Genomic DNA, 15,582 nt, shown 5'->3' with positions numbered 1-15,582 from the left:
ACGCGCAGGCAGCGACCGACGGCGTTGCCGCCGCACCCGCGGCCGACGTAGCCGATACCGCGACAGCCCCGGTGTCCACCGGCCAGGTGGAAGCGGAAAGCACTGCCGCCGTTAAGGATTCGGCAGAAACCCCGGAAACCGGCTCCCGGAGCCGTACGCGCACCCGTCGCGGCAAGGCCGCGGCCGCCGAGGCGACCGGTATCGATTCCGGTACCCCGGAAACGGTCGCTGACGTGACCGCCCCGGGCGTCGGCGCTGCGACCGCGGCTGAAACCACTACTGCCGCAAGCAGTGTAGTGGCGGACGCGGTAACCGGCACCGACGTGGCCGTTGCCGCCGAAGCGCCGGTCGCGGCGAAGGCACCGGCACGCGCACGCCGCACCAAGGCCGCGAAGGAAGCCGTCGAAGTCGCGGCAGTCGAAAGCACCGAGGTCGCGCCGGCCTCCGTCGCCGTGACGGAAACCGCCGACGAGGCGAAGCCCGAGCCCCGCAAGCGGACTCGTCGCACGACGAAGGCCGCCGACGGCGTCGTAGCCGAAGGCTCGACCGAGGCCGTGGTCACCGCGGAGGCGGCCGAGTCGTCGAATGGCGCCGCTCCCAAGCGGACCCGCCGCACCAAGGCAGCCGACGCGGTCGAGCCCGGCGAGGCCGCCACCGCCGAGGTGCCGGTCAAGAAGGCCACCCGGACGCGCAAGAAGGCAGCCGAGGCCACCGACGCGCCCACCACAGCCGCCGATGGTTCGGGTACCGAAGCCGTGGACGGCACCGCCCCGAAGCGGACTCGCCGCACGACGAAGGCCATCGCGAACGGCTCGGCCGAAGCCGCGTCGACCGCGGTCGACACCGCCGAGGTTTCCATCGCCGCCGCGGAGTCGTCGAATGGCACGGCCCCCAAGCGGACCCGTCGCACCAAGACCGCGGCGGAAGCCACGGCCGAAGCGGTCGAGCCCGGCGAGGGCGCTACCGCCGAGGTGCCGGTCAAGGCGACCCGCGCCCGCAAGAAGGCAGCCGAGGCTCCGGCCACCGACACCGTTGCCGACCAGGCCGCGAACGCCACCGCCAAGAAGCGGACGAGTCGCGCGGTGAAGGCCACCGAGGCCGCCGCCGAACCGGGCGAAGCGGCCACCGCGGAGGTTCCGGTCAAGAAGGCGACGCGGGCCCGTAAGAAGACCGCCGACGAGAGCGCCGCGACGGTCGACAATGGCTCGGCCGCGGCCGGTTCCGCCGAGGTAGCGGCGACTGCCGCCGACGCTCCCGCTCGGGCGCGACGGGGCGCACGCCGGGCCGCGGGTGCGGCCGAGGCCCAGCCCGAGTCGAACGGTAATGGCGTTCCGGCGGACGAATCCGCGTCGGAGGCCGAGGCCGCTCCGAAGGCGACCCGGACGCGTCGCACCGCCACTCGTAAGGCGGGTGCGGCCGATGCCGGATCGGCCGCGAACGGCGCCGGTGAGGTCGTGGCCGAGGCCGCTCCGGCGGCTCGGCGGCCGCGGCGGCGGAAGGCCGAGGTGGAGGGCGAATCCGGGGCGGTGGCCACGGACACCGCTATTGCGGCGTCCGCCTAGTCGCGCGGATCGGTTAGTCTCGCTGTCGTGCTCGCACCTGAGCGGCGGACGCGCGCCGATGTACTGACCGCTGTCGCGATCGCCGCTCTGGTGGCGATCGCGGCAGCGTTCGTGTGGTGGCACAGTGGCGTGCGCGGAACCCAGTCGGTGACCGCCACGCAGACGCTGACGCCGCCGCCCACGCCCGAGAAGCTGCCGGCGCAGTACAAAGAGCTGTGGCATGCGGCGGATACGGCCGCGTTCCGGGCCATCGGGGTGGGCGGGGTGGCCGTGACCGCGGACGGCAATACCGTGACCGGGCGGAATCCGGTTACGGGGGAACAGGTTTGGAAGTATCAGCGGGATCTACCACTGTGCGGGGTGGAGTCGCAGTTCGGAACGGTCATCGCGACCTATCGGGATGACCGCGGATGCAGTCAGACCACGCTGCTCAATGCCGAGAGCGGATCACGGCTGACGGCGCGGTCCAGCTACATGGACGACGCGATCACCATGTCGGCGGACGGCACGTATGTGCTTGCGCTGGGCAAGGATCGGCTGGAGATGTGGCGGTCGGACCTGGTGCGCACCCTCGAATACGGGTATGTGGACGCACCGGTGAATCCGCGCACCCAGCCGCGCACGGGATGCGAACTGGTGTCGGCGGTTTCGGGGGCGAGCCGACTAGCCGTGCTGGAACGCTGCCCCAACGAGACGGCGGATCGGCTCACGGTGCTGAATCCGGCGCCCAAGGACAGCACCACGCCGGAGGAGTACAGCTCGCATATCCTCGCCGAGCCGGGCGGCACGGTGAACGGGGCGCGGGTGCTCGCGGTGTCGGACAGCCGGGTTGTGCTCTACCTACCCGGAACGCAAAGCAGCGCACCGCAATTCGCCGTCTACGATCACACCGGCAAACGCATTGCCACGCATCAGCTTTCGGGTCCGATGTCGGACAAGGCAATCGTCTCGCATCTGAGTTCGGCCTACTTCGTCTTCACCGGCGACAGCCTGGTCGCCTTGAACACCACCACCTTCGACCCACTGTGGGGCATTCCGAACGTGCTCGGCACCCCCACCCTGATGTCGGGCAAGCTGCTGGTCCCCGTCGCCGACGGCCTCGCCGCCCTGGATCCCGCCACCGGCGCGCAGACGGCGCGAATCCCTTTGCCCCGCACCGACTATCACAATGAGCCCATCACCCTCTCGGCGGTCGGCCCGACCATCCTGGAACGCCGCGGCACCGAACTGTACGCCGTCGGCGCGAACTGACCGGCCCCGTGCGAGCGGACCCGGCGGCCGTCGCGGTGTCGCCGCGCACACCGCCCACTGCGCCCTTTGCCGGGTTCGGTCCGGCATGATCAGTACATGAGCGCTCCCGAATTCCGGTTGGTACTGCTCCGGCACGGTGAGACCGAGTGGTCGCAGGCGCGCCGGCACACCGGCCGCACCGACCTCCCGCTCACGCCCGGCGGCGAGACCCAGGCCCGCGAGGCGGGCAAGATCCTCGCCGGTCTCGGCCTGCGCGACCCCCTCGTGGTGAGCAGCCCCCGGCAGCGCGCCACCCACACCGCCGAACTCGCGGGCCTGAGCGTCGACCGCGTCGACGAGGACCTGGCCGAATGGGACTACGGCGACTACGAGGGCCTGACCACCGTGCAGATCCGCGAGCACGATCCCGGCTGGACCATCTGGACCGGCGTCACCCCCGGCGGTGAGACCGCCGCGCAGGTCACCGCCCGTGCCGACCGCGCGCTCGCGAAAGTCGAACCGGCACTGCGGGATCGGGACGTGGTCCTGATCGGCCACGGCCACTTCTCGCGCGCCCTGATCGCCCGCTGGCTGGAGTTCGAGGTGCGCGAGGGCCGCCGCTTCTTCATGTCCACGGCCGGGGTCAGCGTGCTCGGCCACGATCATGATGCGCGTACGCTGCGGGCGCACAATCTGATTGCTCACCTGGACGACCTGTGAAAGGGGATCCATGATCCGCCGCGCCACCCCCGCCGACGTCCCGGCTCTGGTCGATCTCGTCTACGACCTGGCCGAGTACGAGAAGCTGCGGGAGGAGTGCCACCTCACCGCCGAGCAGCTGCACACCGCGCTGTTCGGCCCCAAGCCCGCCCTCTACGCCCACGTCGCGGAGGGCCCCGGCGCCGAAGGCGTTGTGGGCATGGCGATCTGGTTCCTGAACTACTCCACCTGGGAGGGCGTGCACGGCATCTTCCTGGAGGACCTGTACGTGAAGCCGGAGGCCCGCGGCCGTGGTCTGGGCAAGTCGCTGCTGGCGGCGCTGGCCAAGGAGGCCGTCGATCAGGGCTACGCGCGGCTCGACTGGTCGGTCCTGAAGTGGAACACCCCGTCCATCGACTTCTACGAGTCGATCGGTGCGAAGGCCGAGGACGAGTGGGTCGGCTACCGCCTCACCGGCGCGGCGCTCCCCCGCCTGGCCGCCCACGCGGAGGACTGAACCGGACCGGGACGGGGAGTTGATGGACAGACGTCCAAAAGTCCGTCAGCAGGGCTTTCAGCGCCCTGTATGCCCCCGTCCCACCCGATCCGCCGGCCCTCACTCGGAGGTGTCGTACCCCGCCGCCATCCACTGGCTCGACGCCGGCGCGAACAGCAACCCCAGCGCCGCGAACGCGACCAGCCCCAGCGGCACGCCGATGTACGCCTGATGCGAGGTGATCATGTACCACGCCGGCGGCAGCAGCAGCAGATTCGCCAGCACCGCGATCGCCCGGCCCCAGCGCTTGCCCAGGTACAGCGCGATGCCCGCCGCCAGCACGGCACCGGCCAGGATTCCGGCCCACGCGGCCGTCCCGTACCCGTTCACCACATGCTGATCCGCGCCGCTCAACCCGCGCACGACGAGCACGATCGCCACGATCACGCCGACCGCGCCCTCGAGGGTCACCAGCGCACCCGCTCCCCGCACGGTCCCCGGCACGCCTCCACTGTTCTGCTCAGCCACGCTGCCAAGCCTACGACCGTACGTCGTTGCGACATCCCCCAGTAGGCTGCTTCGAGTGCGGACGCTGCTGATCGTGAACCCCAATGCCACTTCGACCACTCCGGCCACTCGCGATCTGCTCGCACATGCGCTGGAGAGCCGCACGCAGCTGACCGTCGCGCACACCGAACACCGGGGGCATGCGGCCGAACTGGCGCGCTGGGCCGCGGACACGCGCATGGATCTGATCGTGGTGCACGGCGGCGACGGCACGGTGAACGAGACCATCAACGGGTTTCTGCCGCGGCCGGATCAGCCGAAGCGGGAATGGCTGCCGCGGCTGGGTGTCATTCCGGGCGGTTCGGCGAATGTGTTCGCGCGGTCGCTGGGTATCGCGCCGGATCCGGTGGATGCCACCAATCAGCTGATCGATCTGCTCGCGCTCGACGGGGAACCGAATACTCGGCTCGGGGATCGGCGCATCGGGCTCGGCCTCGCCGACGATCGCTGGTTCTGCTTCAGCGCGGGCGTCGGGCTCGACGCCGATGTGTGCGAGGCCATCGACGCCAAGCGCGCGAATGGCAAAGCCGCTACTCCCGCACGGTATCTGCGCACCACGGTGAAACAGTTCTTCCGGAACGCTCGTCGTGATCCGCAGGTGCGCTTGGAGATTCCAGGTCACGAACCGGTCACGGAAGTGCATTACGCATTCGTGACCAATGCCAGTCCATGGACCTACCTCGACAACACGCCGGTGATCACCAACCCGGGTACCGCTTTCGAAACCGGTCTCGGGGTGTTTGCCATGCGGACCATGGGGATCTTCGCCACCCTCGACATCGCCCGGCAGTTGCTGACCCCCAAGGGAAATCCCAAGGGCCACAATTTGTTTCGTGAAGACGACGTGCCTTCGGTCAAGATCACGAGTGAGCAGCCGATCGGGTTGCAAATCGACGGCGACTTCATCGGACGACGCAACATGGTGAATTTCACAGCGGTTCCGGATATCCTCGATGTGGTCGCGCCGAAGCCGTAGCGGGCCCGACACACCTGAGAACAATCGCTGTTGTGCTGCGAAAACCCGCTCGACCGAGTACAAATGACACGGCAGGCCCCCCATGTAGGGGTCTTACAGCGTGAGCTTCCCCACGGTGCACCGGACATCTATTGACATCTACGGTGTTCGTGAAAGCATTCACAAGCAACCGTGCGGAAACATTCGAGTCGCACAAGTGAACGGACCACAAACCCGAGGGGCAGCGCCATGCGCGCGCCCAAGCAAAGGAGCAGAGGAATGGACTGGCGCCACAAGGCCATCTGTCGCGACGAGGACCCCGAGCTGTTCTTCCCGGTGGGTAACAGTGGTCCTGCGCTCGCGCAGATTGCCGATGCCAAGCTGGTCTGCGCTCGCTGCCCCGTAACCGCCGATTGCCTGTCCTGGGCCCTCAAGTCGGGCCAGGATGCCGGCGTTTGGGGTGGAATGAGCGAGGACGAGCGTCGCGCACTCAAGCGTCGCAACGCGCGTACCCGTACCCGCACCGTCGTCTAACCAGCAGACGACAGGCGTTCAGGCCGAACCCCAGCCCTCGGCCCGAACGCAATTCGGCCCGGCACCAATACAGGTGCCGGGCTCTCGTGTGTTTGGAGAACTCTCCCCGGCCTCTCAGGGGCTTCGCCCCGAACCTCCGAATGCAAAAACACGGAGAGCTTTGTATCGGCTCCAAAACAATTCCCGTTGAGCGGGACCGGCGCTTTTCGAACCAATGATCGAGGGCGGTTATTCGGTGCGCCGGTGTCCGAATTTCAGCGGGCGGAGCGGCGGCCGAGCGGAACTCGGAGAACCGCGTCGGTGCCGACATCCGCGCCCGGGTGCAGGCCGATCGAGCCGCCCAATTCCGCGGTAACCAGGGTGCGCACGATTTGCAGGCCCAACCGGTCGGAGGCTTCCAGGCTGAAACCCTCGGGCAGGCCGCGGCCGTCGTCGCTGATGATGACGTCGAGCCAGCGGGCCGAACGCTCGGAACGGATTGTGACAACGCCGTTTTCGCCGGGATCGAAGGCGTGCTCGATGGCGTTCTGCACCAACTCGGTGAGCACCATGACCAGGGGTGTCGCGCGCTCCGCCGAGAAAACCCCCAGCGAACCCGCGCGACGGACCTTGATGCGCGCGGTGTGCACCGTCGCCACGTCGGCCATTATCGGCAGCAGGCGGTCGACCACCTCGTCCAGATCGACTTCCTCGTCAACCGACATGGACAACATTTCGTGCACGGAGGCAATGGAAGTCACGCGGCGCACCGATTCGGTCAGCGCCAGGCGGGCTTCCTCGTTCTCGGTGCGGCGCGCCTGCAGTCGCAGCAGCGCCGCGACCGTCTGCAGGTTGTTCTTCACGCGATGATGGATCTCACGAATGGTCGCGTCCTTGGACAGCAGCGCGCGGTCGCGACGCTTCACCTCGGTGACATCGCGGACCAGCACGGCGGCCCCGCCGAGTTCCCCGTGCGGGCGCAGCACCAGCGTGCGCAGCAGCACGGTCGCGCCGCGGGCCTCGACTTCCATTCTGCGCCCGGCCTTTCCGGCCAGGGCGGCCTGGATGTCGCCGACCACCTCCTGCGCGTCGAACGGGTCGGTGATCAGCGACCGCGTGGTCAGCGCCAGATCCTGGCCGACCAGATCGTTCTGCAACCCCATGCGGTGATAGGCCGACAGTGCGTTGGGGCTGGCGTAGACCACGATGCCCTCGGTGTCGAGGCGGATGAAACCGTCGCCGGCGCGCGGGCTGGAATGCGAACCGGTGCGGTCCTCCAGCGCGGGCCAGGTGCCGTCGGCGACCATCTGGCACAGGTCGTCCGCGCAGGACATGTACGCGATCTCGAGACTCGAGCGCATCTTGCGGCGCTGCATGTCGGTGTCACGACCGAGAATGGCGATCACATCGTCGCCGACCCGCACCGGGATGGCCTCGCGCATGGCGTGCACCGGATGCGGGTGGTAGACGCCGGTGGTCTCGGTGTCGGCGTCCACGCGCACGATCTCACCGGTGAGCAGCGCCTCGAAGATCTCCGGGTAGGCGTCCTTGGTGGCCAGCGTGCTGACCCGGTCCTCCGGATGCACGGTCGGCGCGGTGGTGGGGCGGCACTGGGAGACGCACACTATGTCCGCGCCGTCGTTGACCGGACCGGTGCCGACCCACAGCAGCAGGTCCGCGAAGGACAGGTCGGCCAGCAGCTGCCAGTCCCCGACCACCCGCTGCAGATGATCGACGGCCGCACCCGGTAGATCGGTGTGCTCGGCCAGTAGATCACTCAGTGTCGACATTCCACCCACGCTCCTCTGCACCCACGTCGGGTGTATGTTCCCACGCCGGTGGGGGCTTCGCGCACATGCGTCCGACCGGCAGGTCTGAATGTCGCGGGAGCCGTGGGGAATCCGGCGCAGGTCAGGAGATGACCGCGATCACGTCATCCTTCTGAATCACGTCACCCGGCTTGACATTGATCGAGGTGACCGTGCCTGCGGCCTCGGCGACGACGGGGATCTCCATCTTCATCGACTCGAGGATGACGAGGGTGTCGCCTTCCTTCACCTCGTCGCCGACGCTCGCGACGATCTGGAAGACGGTGGACACCATCTCGGCAAGCACTTCCTCAGCCATGACACCCCTAGGTTTCGGTGGACCTCGTACCAGCTGAAGGTACAGCAGACCCCGCGTGAAAGAATGTCTCGAACCGAGAAGGAGGATTACCTATGGGTAAGCGTGGACGTAAGAAGCGTAGCCGCCGCAAGAATGGCGCCAACCACGGCAAGCGGCCGAACGCCTGAGCTCACTCTGTAGCTCCGAAAGCACTGAGCGGCACGAGTTTCCGACTGGAAACTGTGCCGCTCGTGCTGTATCTAGGGGTCTTCGCGCGGAGCTACTCCGCCGTCTCGATCCGCGTCTCCACCTGAGTGAAGGTCGTGCGGATCTCCATGGTGAGCCGCTGCCGCAGCGAGTCGGGCGCCCGCTCGCCGCCACACTTGCGGTTCAGCAGCGACTTCAGCTTCTCCTCCAGGCCATAGGCCTCGATGCACGGGGAGCAACGGTTGATGTGCTCGGTGAGCCGCGCCTTGGCGCTCTCGTCGCACTCGTTGTCGAGGAGCAGCCACACATCGGCGAGGACCGCCGAGCAGTCCAGGTCTTCCATGTCGTCGCTCACTGGGTTACCTCCTGACGCGCGCTACCCGATCGGTTGAATCCGCGTTCCCGTGCCACGTCGGCCAGCAGCCCCTTCAGCTGCTTGCGGCCGCGGTGCAACCGGGACATCACGGTACCGATGGGAGTCCCCATGATGTCGGCGATTTCCTTGTAGGGGAAGCCCTCCACGTCGGCGTAGTACACCGCCATCCGGAACTCCTCGGGGAGTTCCTGCAGGGCCCGCTTGATGTCGTCGTCCGGCAGGGCTTCGAGGGCTTCCATCTCGGCCGAGCGCAGCCCCTGGGAGGTGTGCTCGGCGGTGGAGGCCAGCTGCCAGTCGGTGATCTCGTCGGTCGGGTACTGCGCGGGCTGGCGCTGCTTCTTCCGATACGAGTTGATGTAGGTGTTGGTGAGAATCCGGTACAGCCAGGCGCGCAGGTTGGTGCCCTCCCGGAAGGAGCGGAACCCCTGGTACGCCTTGGCGAAGGTCTCCTGCACCAGGTCCTCGGCGTCGGCCGGATTGCGGGTCATGCGCAGCGCCGCGCCGTAGAGCTGGTCCAGCAGCGGCAGGGCGTCGCGTTCGAATCGCTGCGCCAGTTCGGCGGCGGATTCATTGCTGCGCGCACCGGTTTCGTCGGCCTCTCCGGCCTCGTACTCGTCGGCCACGTCGTCACCGGCGTCGATGCCCTCACTCGTGTCCGAGTCGTCATCACGCAGGCGATCGACTGCCATGTCGTCGTCGCTCGTCACGCTTATCCCTTCGATCGCCGTAGCAATTGAATCTACCGCGAAGGGAGTGCGCGCCAGGAAACCGGCATTCGGGGTCACGACGATATCCACCGTCATCGGCGGGCGTTCCTCCACCAGAACGGTCACCGGCTCCTCCTCAGAATGATGTCTTGTGCTCGTTGGCGCGCGCATCGTCTGCAACAGACCGAACACTGCACCTGTTCCCGGACGGCGGGAAAAGCGGTTGCGACGGTGTCTAGGGTGAGGCTCATGGCTTCTGCTGCGACTCCGGCGATCAGGGCACTCGTGCAGGCGAAGGTGGAGCATCGCGTGCACTCGTATACGCACGATCCGCGCAGTGACTCCTATGGCGTCGAGGCTGTGGACGCGCTGGCCGCGCAGCTCGGGGTGACGGGCGAGCAGATCTTCAAGACGCTGGTGATCGAGCTGGGGTCGGGTGGCCTGGCCGTGGCCGTGCTGCCGGTGCCGACCACGCTGTCATTGAAGGCGGCGGCCGCGGCGCTGGGTGGAGGGAAGGCGGCGATGGCGGACAAGGCGAAGGCCGAGCGGACGACAGGGTATGTGCTGGGCGGGATTTCGCCGTTGGGGCAGAAGAAGAAGTTGCCGACGGTGATCGATGAGTCGGCGTTGCAATGGGATCGGGTGCTGTGCAGTGCGGGGAAGCGCGGGCTGGAGATCGAACTGGCTCCGGCGGATCTGGTGCGGCTGACCGGTGCGGTGACGGCGGCTGTCGCGGTGAGCTGACGCCGGGCCGCGCCGTGAGGTGAGCCACCGACCCCGGATAACTACTTGCCATCGATCAACTATCTGGACATACTTGCATTGCACAACTAGTTGACCGGCGCAAGCAGTTGGCCGATGCAAGGAGATGGTGGTCCGTGACCGACGAACCGACGTGCGGCCTCCCAGCCGACGAGCTGCTCGACAGCATCGGCTTCCAAATCGGGCGACTGGGCAAACTGCGCGACCGCACCACCGCACAGATCGTCGCCGCCTCGCACGGCGAGATCGAACCCGCCGCCTTCTCCATCCTGTTCCAGCTGCTGCAGGCCGGGCCGATGCGCTCGGGCGCACTCGCCGAGGCCATGTACTCCGACGCCTCGACCATCAGCCGACAGGTGGCCGCACTGGTGAAACGCGGTGTGCTGGAACGCCGGGCCGATCCGGATGACGGCCGGGTCAGCGTGCTCGCCGTTACCGACTTCGGGCGCGAGGTGGCCGCCAAGATGCGCGTGCGACGCAATGAGGGGCTGCGCATGATCCTTTCGGACTGGACCGCGGAGGAACGAGACCTCTTCGCCGGGCTGCTGCGCCGCTTCGTCGACGGCTACGAGATCACCCGCCAGCACCTGCTCACCGAGCTCACCGAAAACCCGCCCTTCGACCGGAAAACCGACAACGAATCGAAAACCGATACCGCAGAGAGCAATTCGTGACGACTACAGCGCAGACCGATACCGATTCCCCGGCAGGGTTCACCCACAAACAGATCATGGTCGTGCTCAGCGGCCTGCTGCTCGGCATGCTGCTGGGCGCGCTCGACCAGACCATCGTCAGCACCTCCATCCGCACCATCGCCGATGACCTGCAGGGTTATTCGATGCAGGCGTGGGTGACCACGGCGTACCTGATCACCGCCACGCTCTCCACTCCCCTGTACGGCAAGCTCTCGGACATGTACGGCCGCAAGCCGTTCTATCTGACCGCCATCACGCTGTTCGTCGCGGGCTCGCTGCTGTGCACGTTCGCGCAGTCCATGTACCAACTGGCGGCGTTCCGGGCCTTCCAGGGCCTGGGCGCGGGCGGGCTCATGTCGCTGGCGCTGACCATCCTCGGCGATATGGTGTCGCCCCGCGAAAGAGCCCGCTACCAGGGGTATTTCCTGGCGGTGTTCGGCACCTCCAGCGTGGTCGGACCGGTGCTGGGCGGCGTGCTCGCCGGACAGGACCAGATCTTCGGCATCTCCGGCTGGCGCTGGGTATTCCTGGTGAACGTGCCGCTGGGCCTGATCGCGCTGGCCGTCGTATCGCGCGTGCTGAAGCTGCCCAAGGTGGAACGGCCCAAGGTGGCCGTCGACTGGTTCGGCGTGCTGACCATGGCGCTGGGTCTGGTGCCGCTGCTGGTGGTGGCCGAGCAGGGCCGCGAATGGGGTTGGGGCAGTGCCAATTCCATCACCTGCTACGTGGTGGGCGCGCTCGGCCTGATCGGCTTCGTGGCCATCGAGGCGAAACTCGGTGACGCCGCGCTGATTCCGCTGCGCATGTTCAAGAACGTCACCTTCGCGCTCGGCGTGCTCATCTCGATCGTGGTGGGCGCGGCCATGTTCGGCGGCATCACGCTGCTGCCGCAGTACCTGCAGGTGGTGCGGGGCGCGAGCCCGACGCTGGCCGGCATGCAGATGCTGCCGCTGGTGGTGGGCATGATGGTGGCCTCGGTCATCGCCGGACAGCTCATCTCGCGCACCGGGCGCTACCGCTGGTTCCCGCCGATCGGCGCGGGGCTGGTGGTGCTGGGACTGTTCCTGCTGCACTTCATCACCCCGGACACACCGCTGCCGGTGACCATGCTGTTCATGCTCATCACCGGTCTGGGCCTGGGCAACCTCATGCAGCCGCTGACGCTGGCCATCCAGAACGCGCTGCCGCCGCAGGACATGGGCGTCTCGACCGCCGCCGCGACCTTCTTCCGGCAGATCGGCGGCACGCTGGGCGTGGCGGTGTTCCTGTCGATTCTGTTCGCGCAGGTGACACCGAATATCAGCAGTGAACTGCAGGCGGCGGCCACGCAGCCGGAGTTCAAGGCGGCGGTGGTGCAGGGCATGCACAGCAGCAACCCGGCCGATGCGGCGCTCGCCAATGGGCTGGCCGCACAGGATCATTCGGCGGCCGAGAAGGTGCTGGCCGACAGCTCGATCATCCAGCAGCTGAGCCCGGAACTGGCGAAACCGTTCAAGGCCGGATTCGCCGATGCCATGGACACCGTGTTCCTGTCGGCCTCGGTGCTCGCGGTGCTGGCGTTCGTACTGGTGCTGTTCTGGAAGGAAGTGCCGTTGCGGACAGCCGGCGGGATCCAGTCCCGGGCGGCCGCCGAGCCGGAGGCGGAAGCCGAGGCCGAGACCTGGATCGGGGTCGAAACGAAGGCGTGACGCGATGCGTCCGGCGCGGATCCGAGGGTTCGCGCCGGATGTGTGCGTTACTTGTCGGGCCAGGTTCGTTCGACCCGAGGATGTGATGCGGTATGTCCCCCCATCAGCGTTTTCGCACCGGCGTGGTCGCTGTCTCCGGCGCGCTGCTCCTGGCGCTGGGGTCCGGCCCGCTGACGGTCGCCACCGCGCAGGCGACGCCCAGCGTCATCTCGGTGGCCCCGGCGCAGAGCCCGAACTATCCCCTCGCGCCGGATTCCGGCGCTCCCGGCGCGGAGCCGAAGAAGGACAAGAACGCGGAGAAGGCCGAGAGCCTCGGCGGCGGCGTCGCGACCAAGGTCATCGACACCGTCGCGGGACTTCTCAAGTGCGGCTTGAACTTCGCCCTGCCGTCCGTGAAATGCACTGTCTGACAGCAGCGAATCTCCGGCAGGCCGGTCAGATCAGACTGATCTGACCGGCCTGTTCGTCCACCTGGCCCAATAGCTCGGGGCCATTGTTCTTGACGCTGTTCACCAGTGCGGGAACCTGGCGGAGGACGATGTCCGAAACCGCTGCCTCCGTGGGGGTTTCCAGGAGTTCCTCGGGGGCCGGGTGATCCGGGTCCAGCCAGGCGTCCCAGTGCTCGCGGGCCATGGGCAGCGGCATGCGATCGTGCACCTTGGTGAGTTCACCGACCGAATCCGTGGTGAGGATGGTGCAGGACAGCAGCGGTTTCGCGTCGTCGCCCTGGCTGCGGTCGCGCCAGACCGACCACAGGCCCGCCATGTAGATGCGGCCGCCGTCGGCGCGGGACATGAAATACGGGACCTTGACGGCCTTTCCATTGCCGTCGGTCTCGGTGATCCACTCGTACCAGCCGTCCATGGGGACCAGGCAGCGCCGCTTCTTCGTGGCGTCGCGGAAGGAGGCGGTGGTGGCGGCCTTGTCGGCACGGGCATTGAACAGGGGTTTGCCCTTGACCGGGACGCCGGGCTCGGAAGCCTTGGTCCACGGTGGAATGAGCCCCCAGCGCATGGCCCGGATACGCAGCGTCGCCGGGTCTTCCGGGTGGTCGCGGTCGTGCCGCTCCACTACCGTGAGCACCCGATTGGTCGGCGCCACGTTGTAGTTGGGGTCGAAGCCCCTGTCGTCGGTCTCGTCGATGGCATCGAGCTCGACAGCCAGCTTCGCGGGATCAGTCGTAGTCGCATACCTGCCACACATGACCACCATGCTGCCACCGCACACCGACACAAGCCCGCTATGGCCGAACATGTGGATAGTGACCGAACATGTGAGGGCAATTGACTTCAGTTCGGCGGTGTGAGACGTTCCTCTCATCACACTCTCATAGGGGATGCCGCCAATCATGTCTGCAACCGACACCGCCGCTTCGATCGAGGCGGACGCCACACTGACTTCCGTCAACCCCGCCACCGGCGAGGTGCTCGCGACCTACCCGATCGACGACGAGGACGCGGTGCGCGCGGCCGTGGCCAAGGCCCGGGTTGCCGCCGCCACCTGGGGTGCGCTGACCTTCGCCGAGCGCAAGAAGCATCTGCTGCGCTGGAGTTCCCAGCTGGTCGCCAAGTCCGACGAACTGTGCGAGCTCATCCACGCCGAGAACGGCAAGCCGCTCGACGACGCCTTCCTGGAGCTCATGCTGGCGCTCGAGCACATCAAGTGGGCGGCCTCGAACGCAGAGAAGGTGCTCAAGCCCAAGAAGATCGCGCCCGGCGCGCTCATGGCCAACTTCTCCGCACATCTCGAGCAGCGCCCGCTGGGCGTGGTCGGCATCATCGGGCCGTGGAACTACCCGGTCTACACGCCGAACGGTTCCATCGCGTACGCGCTCGCCGCGGGCAACGCCGTGGTGTTCAAGCCGAGTGAATACTCCACGGGCATCGGCAATTTCGTGGCCCAGTGCTTCGCCGAGGCGAATCCGGAACTGCCCGACGGCGTGTTCAACACCATCAACGGTTACGGCGCGACCGGTGCGGCGCTCGTCCGCGCGGGCGTGGACAAGGTGGCGTTCACCGGGTCCGCCGCGACCGGCAAGAAGATCATGGCCTCGGCCGCGGACACCCTCACCCCGGTGCTGCTGGAGTGCGGCGGCAAGGACGCGGTGATCGTGGCCGCGGACGCCGACATCAAGGCCGCCGCCGACGCCGTGGCCTGGGGCGCGACCGCCAACAGCGGCCAGACCTGCGCCGGTGTCGAGCGCGTGTACGTGGACAAGTCGGTGGCCGATCAGTTCATCGCCGAGGTCAAGCGCATCCTGACCGATGTGAAGCCGGGCTCGGACGCCAAGGCCAGCTACGGGCCGATGACCATGCCCAGCCAGATCGACATCGTGCGCCGGCATATCGAGGACGCGCTGAAGAACGGCGGCAAGGCCGTGCTCGGCGGCGTGGAATCGATCAAGGGCCCGTTCATCGAGCCGGTGATCATCGTCGACGCCGACGAGTCCTCGGCCGCGGTGACCGAGGAGACCTTCGGCCCGACCGTCACCATCAAGACCGTGAACGGTGTGGACGAGGCCGTGCAGCTGGCCAACAACAGCACCTTCGGGCTGGGTTCGGCGGTGTACTCGAAGAAGAACGGCCTGGAGATCGCCCGCCGCCTGAAGGTCGGCGCCACCTCGGTGAACTCGGTGCTCGGCTTCGCCGCCATCTCGGGTCTGCCGTTCGGCGGCAGCCAGGACTCCGGCATCGGCCGCATCCACGGCGCGCCGGGTCTGCTGGAGTTCTCGCGCCCGCACTCGATCGCGGTGCAGCGCTTCACGATTCCGGGCATGGCGCTGCTGTCCTACTCGCGCACCGACTCCACCATGAAGCTGCTGCGCAAGGTCGTCCCGTTCCTGCACGGACGCCACAAGTAGTCGCTCACAGGGCAAACGGAGTTCGCGAATGCCGGTCCCGGATGGGACCGGCATTCGTCACCCCCGACAGGAACCAGCCTTCGTCATCCCCGACAGGAACCAGCCTTCGTCATCCCCGACAGGAACCAGCCTTCGTCATCCCCGACAGGAACCAGCCTT

General features: G+C 67.5%; 17 protein-coding genes. 11 read left to right on the top strand and 6 right to left on the bottom strand.

Translation table 11 applies throughout. The annotated features are described in order from the left end of the window. The first annotated feature begins 1,589 nt into the window (after positions 1-1,589). From H0264_RS12530 to H0264_RS12520, 3 genes are all read left to right on the top strand, one after another. A complete protein-coding gene (locus H0264_RS12530; protein WP_181584110.1) occupies positions 1,590-2,813 on the top strand; it encodes an Rv3212 family protein in 1,224 nt (407 codons plus the stop codon). A 96-nt stretch (positions 2,814-2,909) separates the two neighbouring features. Further along, positions 2,910-3,512 carry an acid phosphatase gene (locus tag H0264_RS12525; protein WP_181584109.1) on the top strand — a complete coding sequence of 201 codons (603 nt, stop codon included), beginning with the start codon at positions 2,910-2,912 and terminating at the stop codon, positions 3,510-3,512. Between the two features lie 10 nt (positions 3,513-3,522). Then, entirely contained in the window at positions 3,523-4,008 is a 486-nt protein-coding gene (locus H0264_RS12520; RefSeq protein WP_181584108.1) for a GNAT family N-acetyltransferase, read from the top strand. Positions 4,009-4,107: 99 nt separating this feature from the next. On the opposite strand, the gene H0264_RS12515 is transcribed toward H0264_RS12520, so the two are convergent. Then, positions 4,108-4,515, bottom strand: coding sequence for a hypothetical protein (locus tag H0264_RS12515; RefSeq protein ID WP_231083043.1), 408 nt, complete (start codon positions 4,513-4,515; stop codon positions 4,108-4,110). Positions 4,516-4,570: 55 nt separating this feature from the next. On the opposite strand from H0264_RS12515, the gene H0264_RS12510 reads away from it, so the two are divergent. Both H0264_RS12510 and H0264_RS12505 read left to right on the top strand, forming a co-directional pair. Continuing rightward, on the top strand, positions 4,571-5,530 hold the full coding sequence (locus tag H0264_RS12510) for a diacylglycerol/lipid kinase family protein (RefSeq protein ID WP_181584107.1): 960 nt from the start codon (positions 4,571-4,573) through the stop codon (positions 5,528-5,530). 258 nt (positions 5,531-5,788) lie between these two features. Further along, on the top strand, positions 5,789-6,043 hold the full coding sequence (locus H0264_RS12505; RefSeq protein ID WP_011211115.1) for a WhiB family transcriptional regulator: 255 nt from the start codon (positions 5,789-5,791) through the stop codon (positions 6,041-6,043). A gap of 254 nt (positions 6,044-6,297) precedes the next feature. Here the strand turns inward: H0264_RS12505 and H0264_RS12500 are convergent, their stop codons facing one another. Further along, complete coding sequence (locus tag H0264_RS12500; RefSeq protein WP_181584106.1) at positions 6,298-7,812, bottom strand: sensor histidine kinase; 1,515 nt, start codon at positions 7,810-7,812, stop codon at positions 6,298-6,300. Positions 7,813-7,933: 121 nt separating this feature from the next. Continuing rightward, on the bottom strand, positions 7,934-8,149 hold the full coding sequence (locus H0264_RS12495; protein ID WP_181584105.1) for a biotin/lipoyl-binding carrier protein: 216 nt from the start codon (positions 8,147-8,149) through the stop codon (positions 7,934-7,936). Between the two features lie 92 nt (positions 8,150-8,241). Here H0264_RS12495 and H0264_RS39315 point away from each other — a divergent pair, with 92 nt between their 5' ends. Next, on the top strand, positions 8,242-8,316 hold the full coding sequence (locus H0264_RS39315; protein ID WP_115061593.1) for a 50S ribosomal protein bL37: 75 nt from the start codon (positions 8,242-8,244) through the stop codon (positions 8,314-8,316). Positions 8,317-8,408: 92 nt separating this feature from the next. On the opposite strand, the gene rsrA is transcribed toward H0264_RS39315, so the two are convergent. Together rsrA and H0264_RS12485 are read right to left on the bottom strand one after the other, a co-directional pair. Then, a complete protein-coding gene (gene rsrA / locus H0264_RS12490; protein ID WP_181585497.1) occupies positions 8,409-8,678 on the bottom strand; it encodes a mycothiol system anti-sigma-R factor in 270 nt (89 codons plus the stop codon). Positions 8,679-8,686: 8 nt separating this feature from the next. Continuing rightward, a complete protein-coding gene (locus H0264_RS12485; RefSeq protein ID WP_231087133.1) occupies positions 8,687-9,400 on the bottom strand; it encodes a sigma-70 family RNA polymerase sigma factor in 714 nt (237 codons plus the stop codon). A gap of 267 nt (positions 9,401-9,667) precedes the next feature. Here H0264_RS12485 and ybaK point away from each other — a divergent pair, with 267 nt between their 5' ends. From ybaK to H0264_RS12465, 4 genes are all read left to right on the top strand, one after another. Next, positions 9,668-10,162: a Cys-tRNA(Pro) deacylase gene (gene ybaK, locus H0264_RS12480; protein ID WP_181584104.1), complete on the top strand. Its 495-nt coding sequence runs from the start codon at positions 9,668-9,670 to the stop codon at positions 10,160-10,162. 134 nt (positions 10,163-10,296) lie between these two features. After that, positions 10,297-10,854, top strand: a complete 558-nt coding sequence (locus H0264_RS12475; RefSeq protein WP_181584103.1) for a MarR family winged helix-turn-helix transcriptional regulator — start codon at positions 10,297-10,299, stop codon at positions 10,852-10,854. Continuing rightward, the gene (locus H0264_RS12470) at positions 10,851-12,563 is read left to right on the top strand and encodes an MDR family MFS transporter (protein WP_276514539.1); all 1,713 of its coding nucleotides are present in this window, start codon (positions 10,851-10,853) and stop codon (positions 12,561-12,563) included. The genes H0264_RS12475 and H0264_RS12470 overlap by 4 nt, the downstream gene beginning before the upstream one ends. A gap of 92 nt (positions 12,564-12,655) precedes the next feature. Further along, a complete protein-coding gene (locus tag H0264_RS12465; protein ID WP_181584102.1) occupies positions 12,656-12,973 on the top strand; it encodes a hypothetical protein in 318 nt (105 codons plus the stop codon). 25 nt (positions 12,974-12,998) lie between these two features. Here H0264_RS12465 and H0264_RS12460 read toward each other — a convergent pair whose 3' ends face one another. Then, complete coding sequence (locus H0264_RS12460) at positions 12,999-13,766, bottom strand: SOS response-associated peptidase (protein ID WP_181584101.1); 768 nt, start codon at positions 13,764-13,766, stop codon at positions 12,999-13,001. Positions 13,767-13,911: 145 nt separating this feature from the next. Between H0264_RS12460 and H0264_RS12455 the strand changes: the two genes are divergently transcribed. Next, positions 13,912-15,423 carry an aldehyde dehydrogenase family protein gene (locus tag H0264_RS12455; protein ID WP_181584100.1) on the top strand — a complete coding sequence of 504 codons (1,512 nt, stop codon included), beginning with the start codon at positions 13,912-13,914 and terminating at the stop codon, positions 15,421-15,423. Positions 15,424-15,582: the final 159 nt, after the last annotated feature.

It is taken from the genome of Nocardia huaxiensis (genome assembly GCF_013744875.1).
Classification (GTDB): domain Bacteria; phylum Actinomycetota; class Actinomycetes; order Mycobacteriales; family Mycobacteriaceae; genus Nocardia; species Nocardia huaxiensis.
The sequence above is the reverse complement of the archived record's forward strand: the minus strand, read 5'-3'. Positions and strand labels throughout refer to the sequence as shown.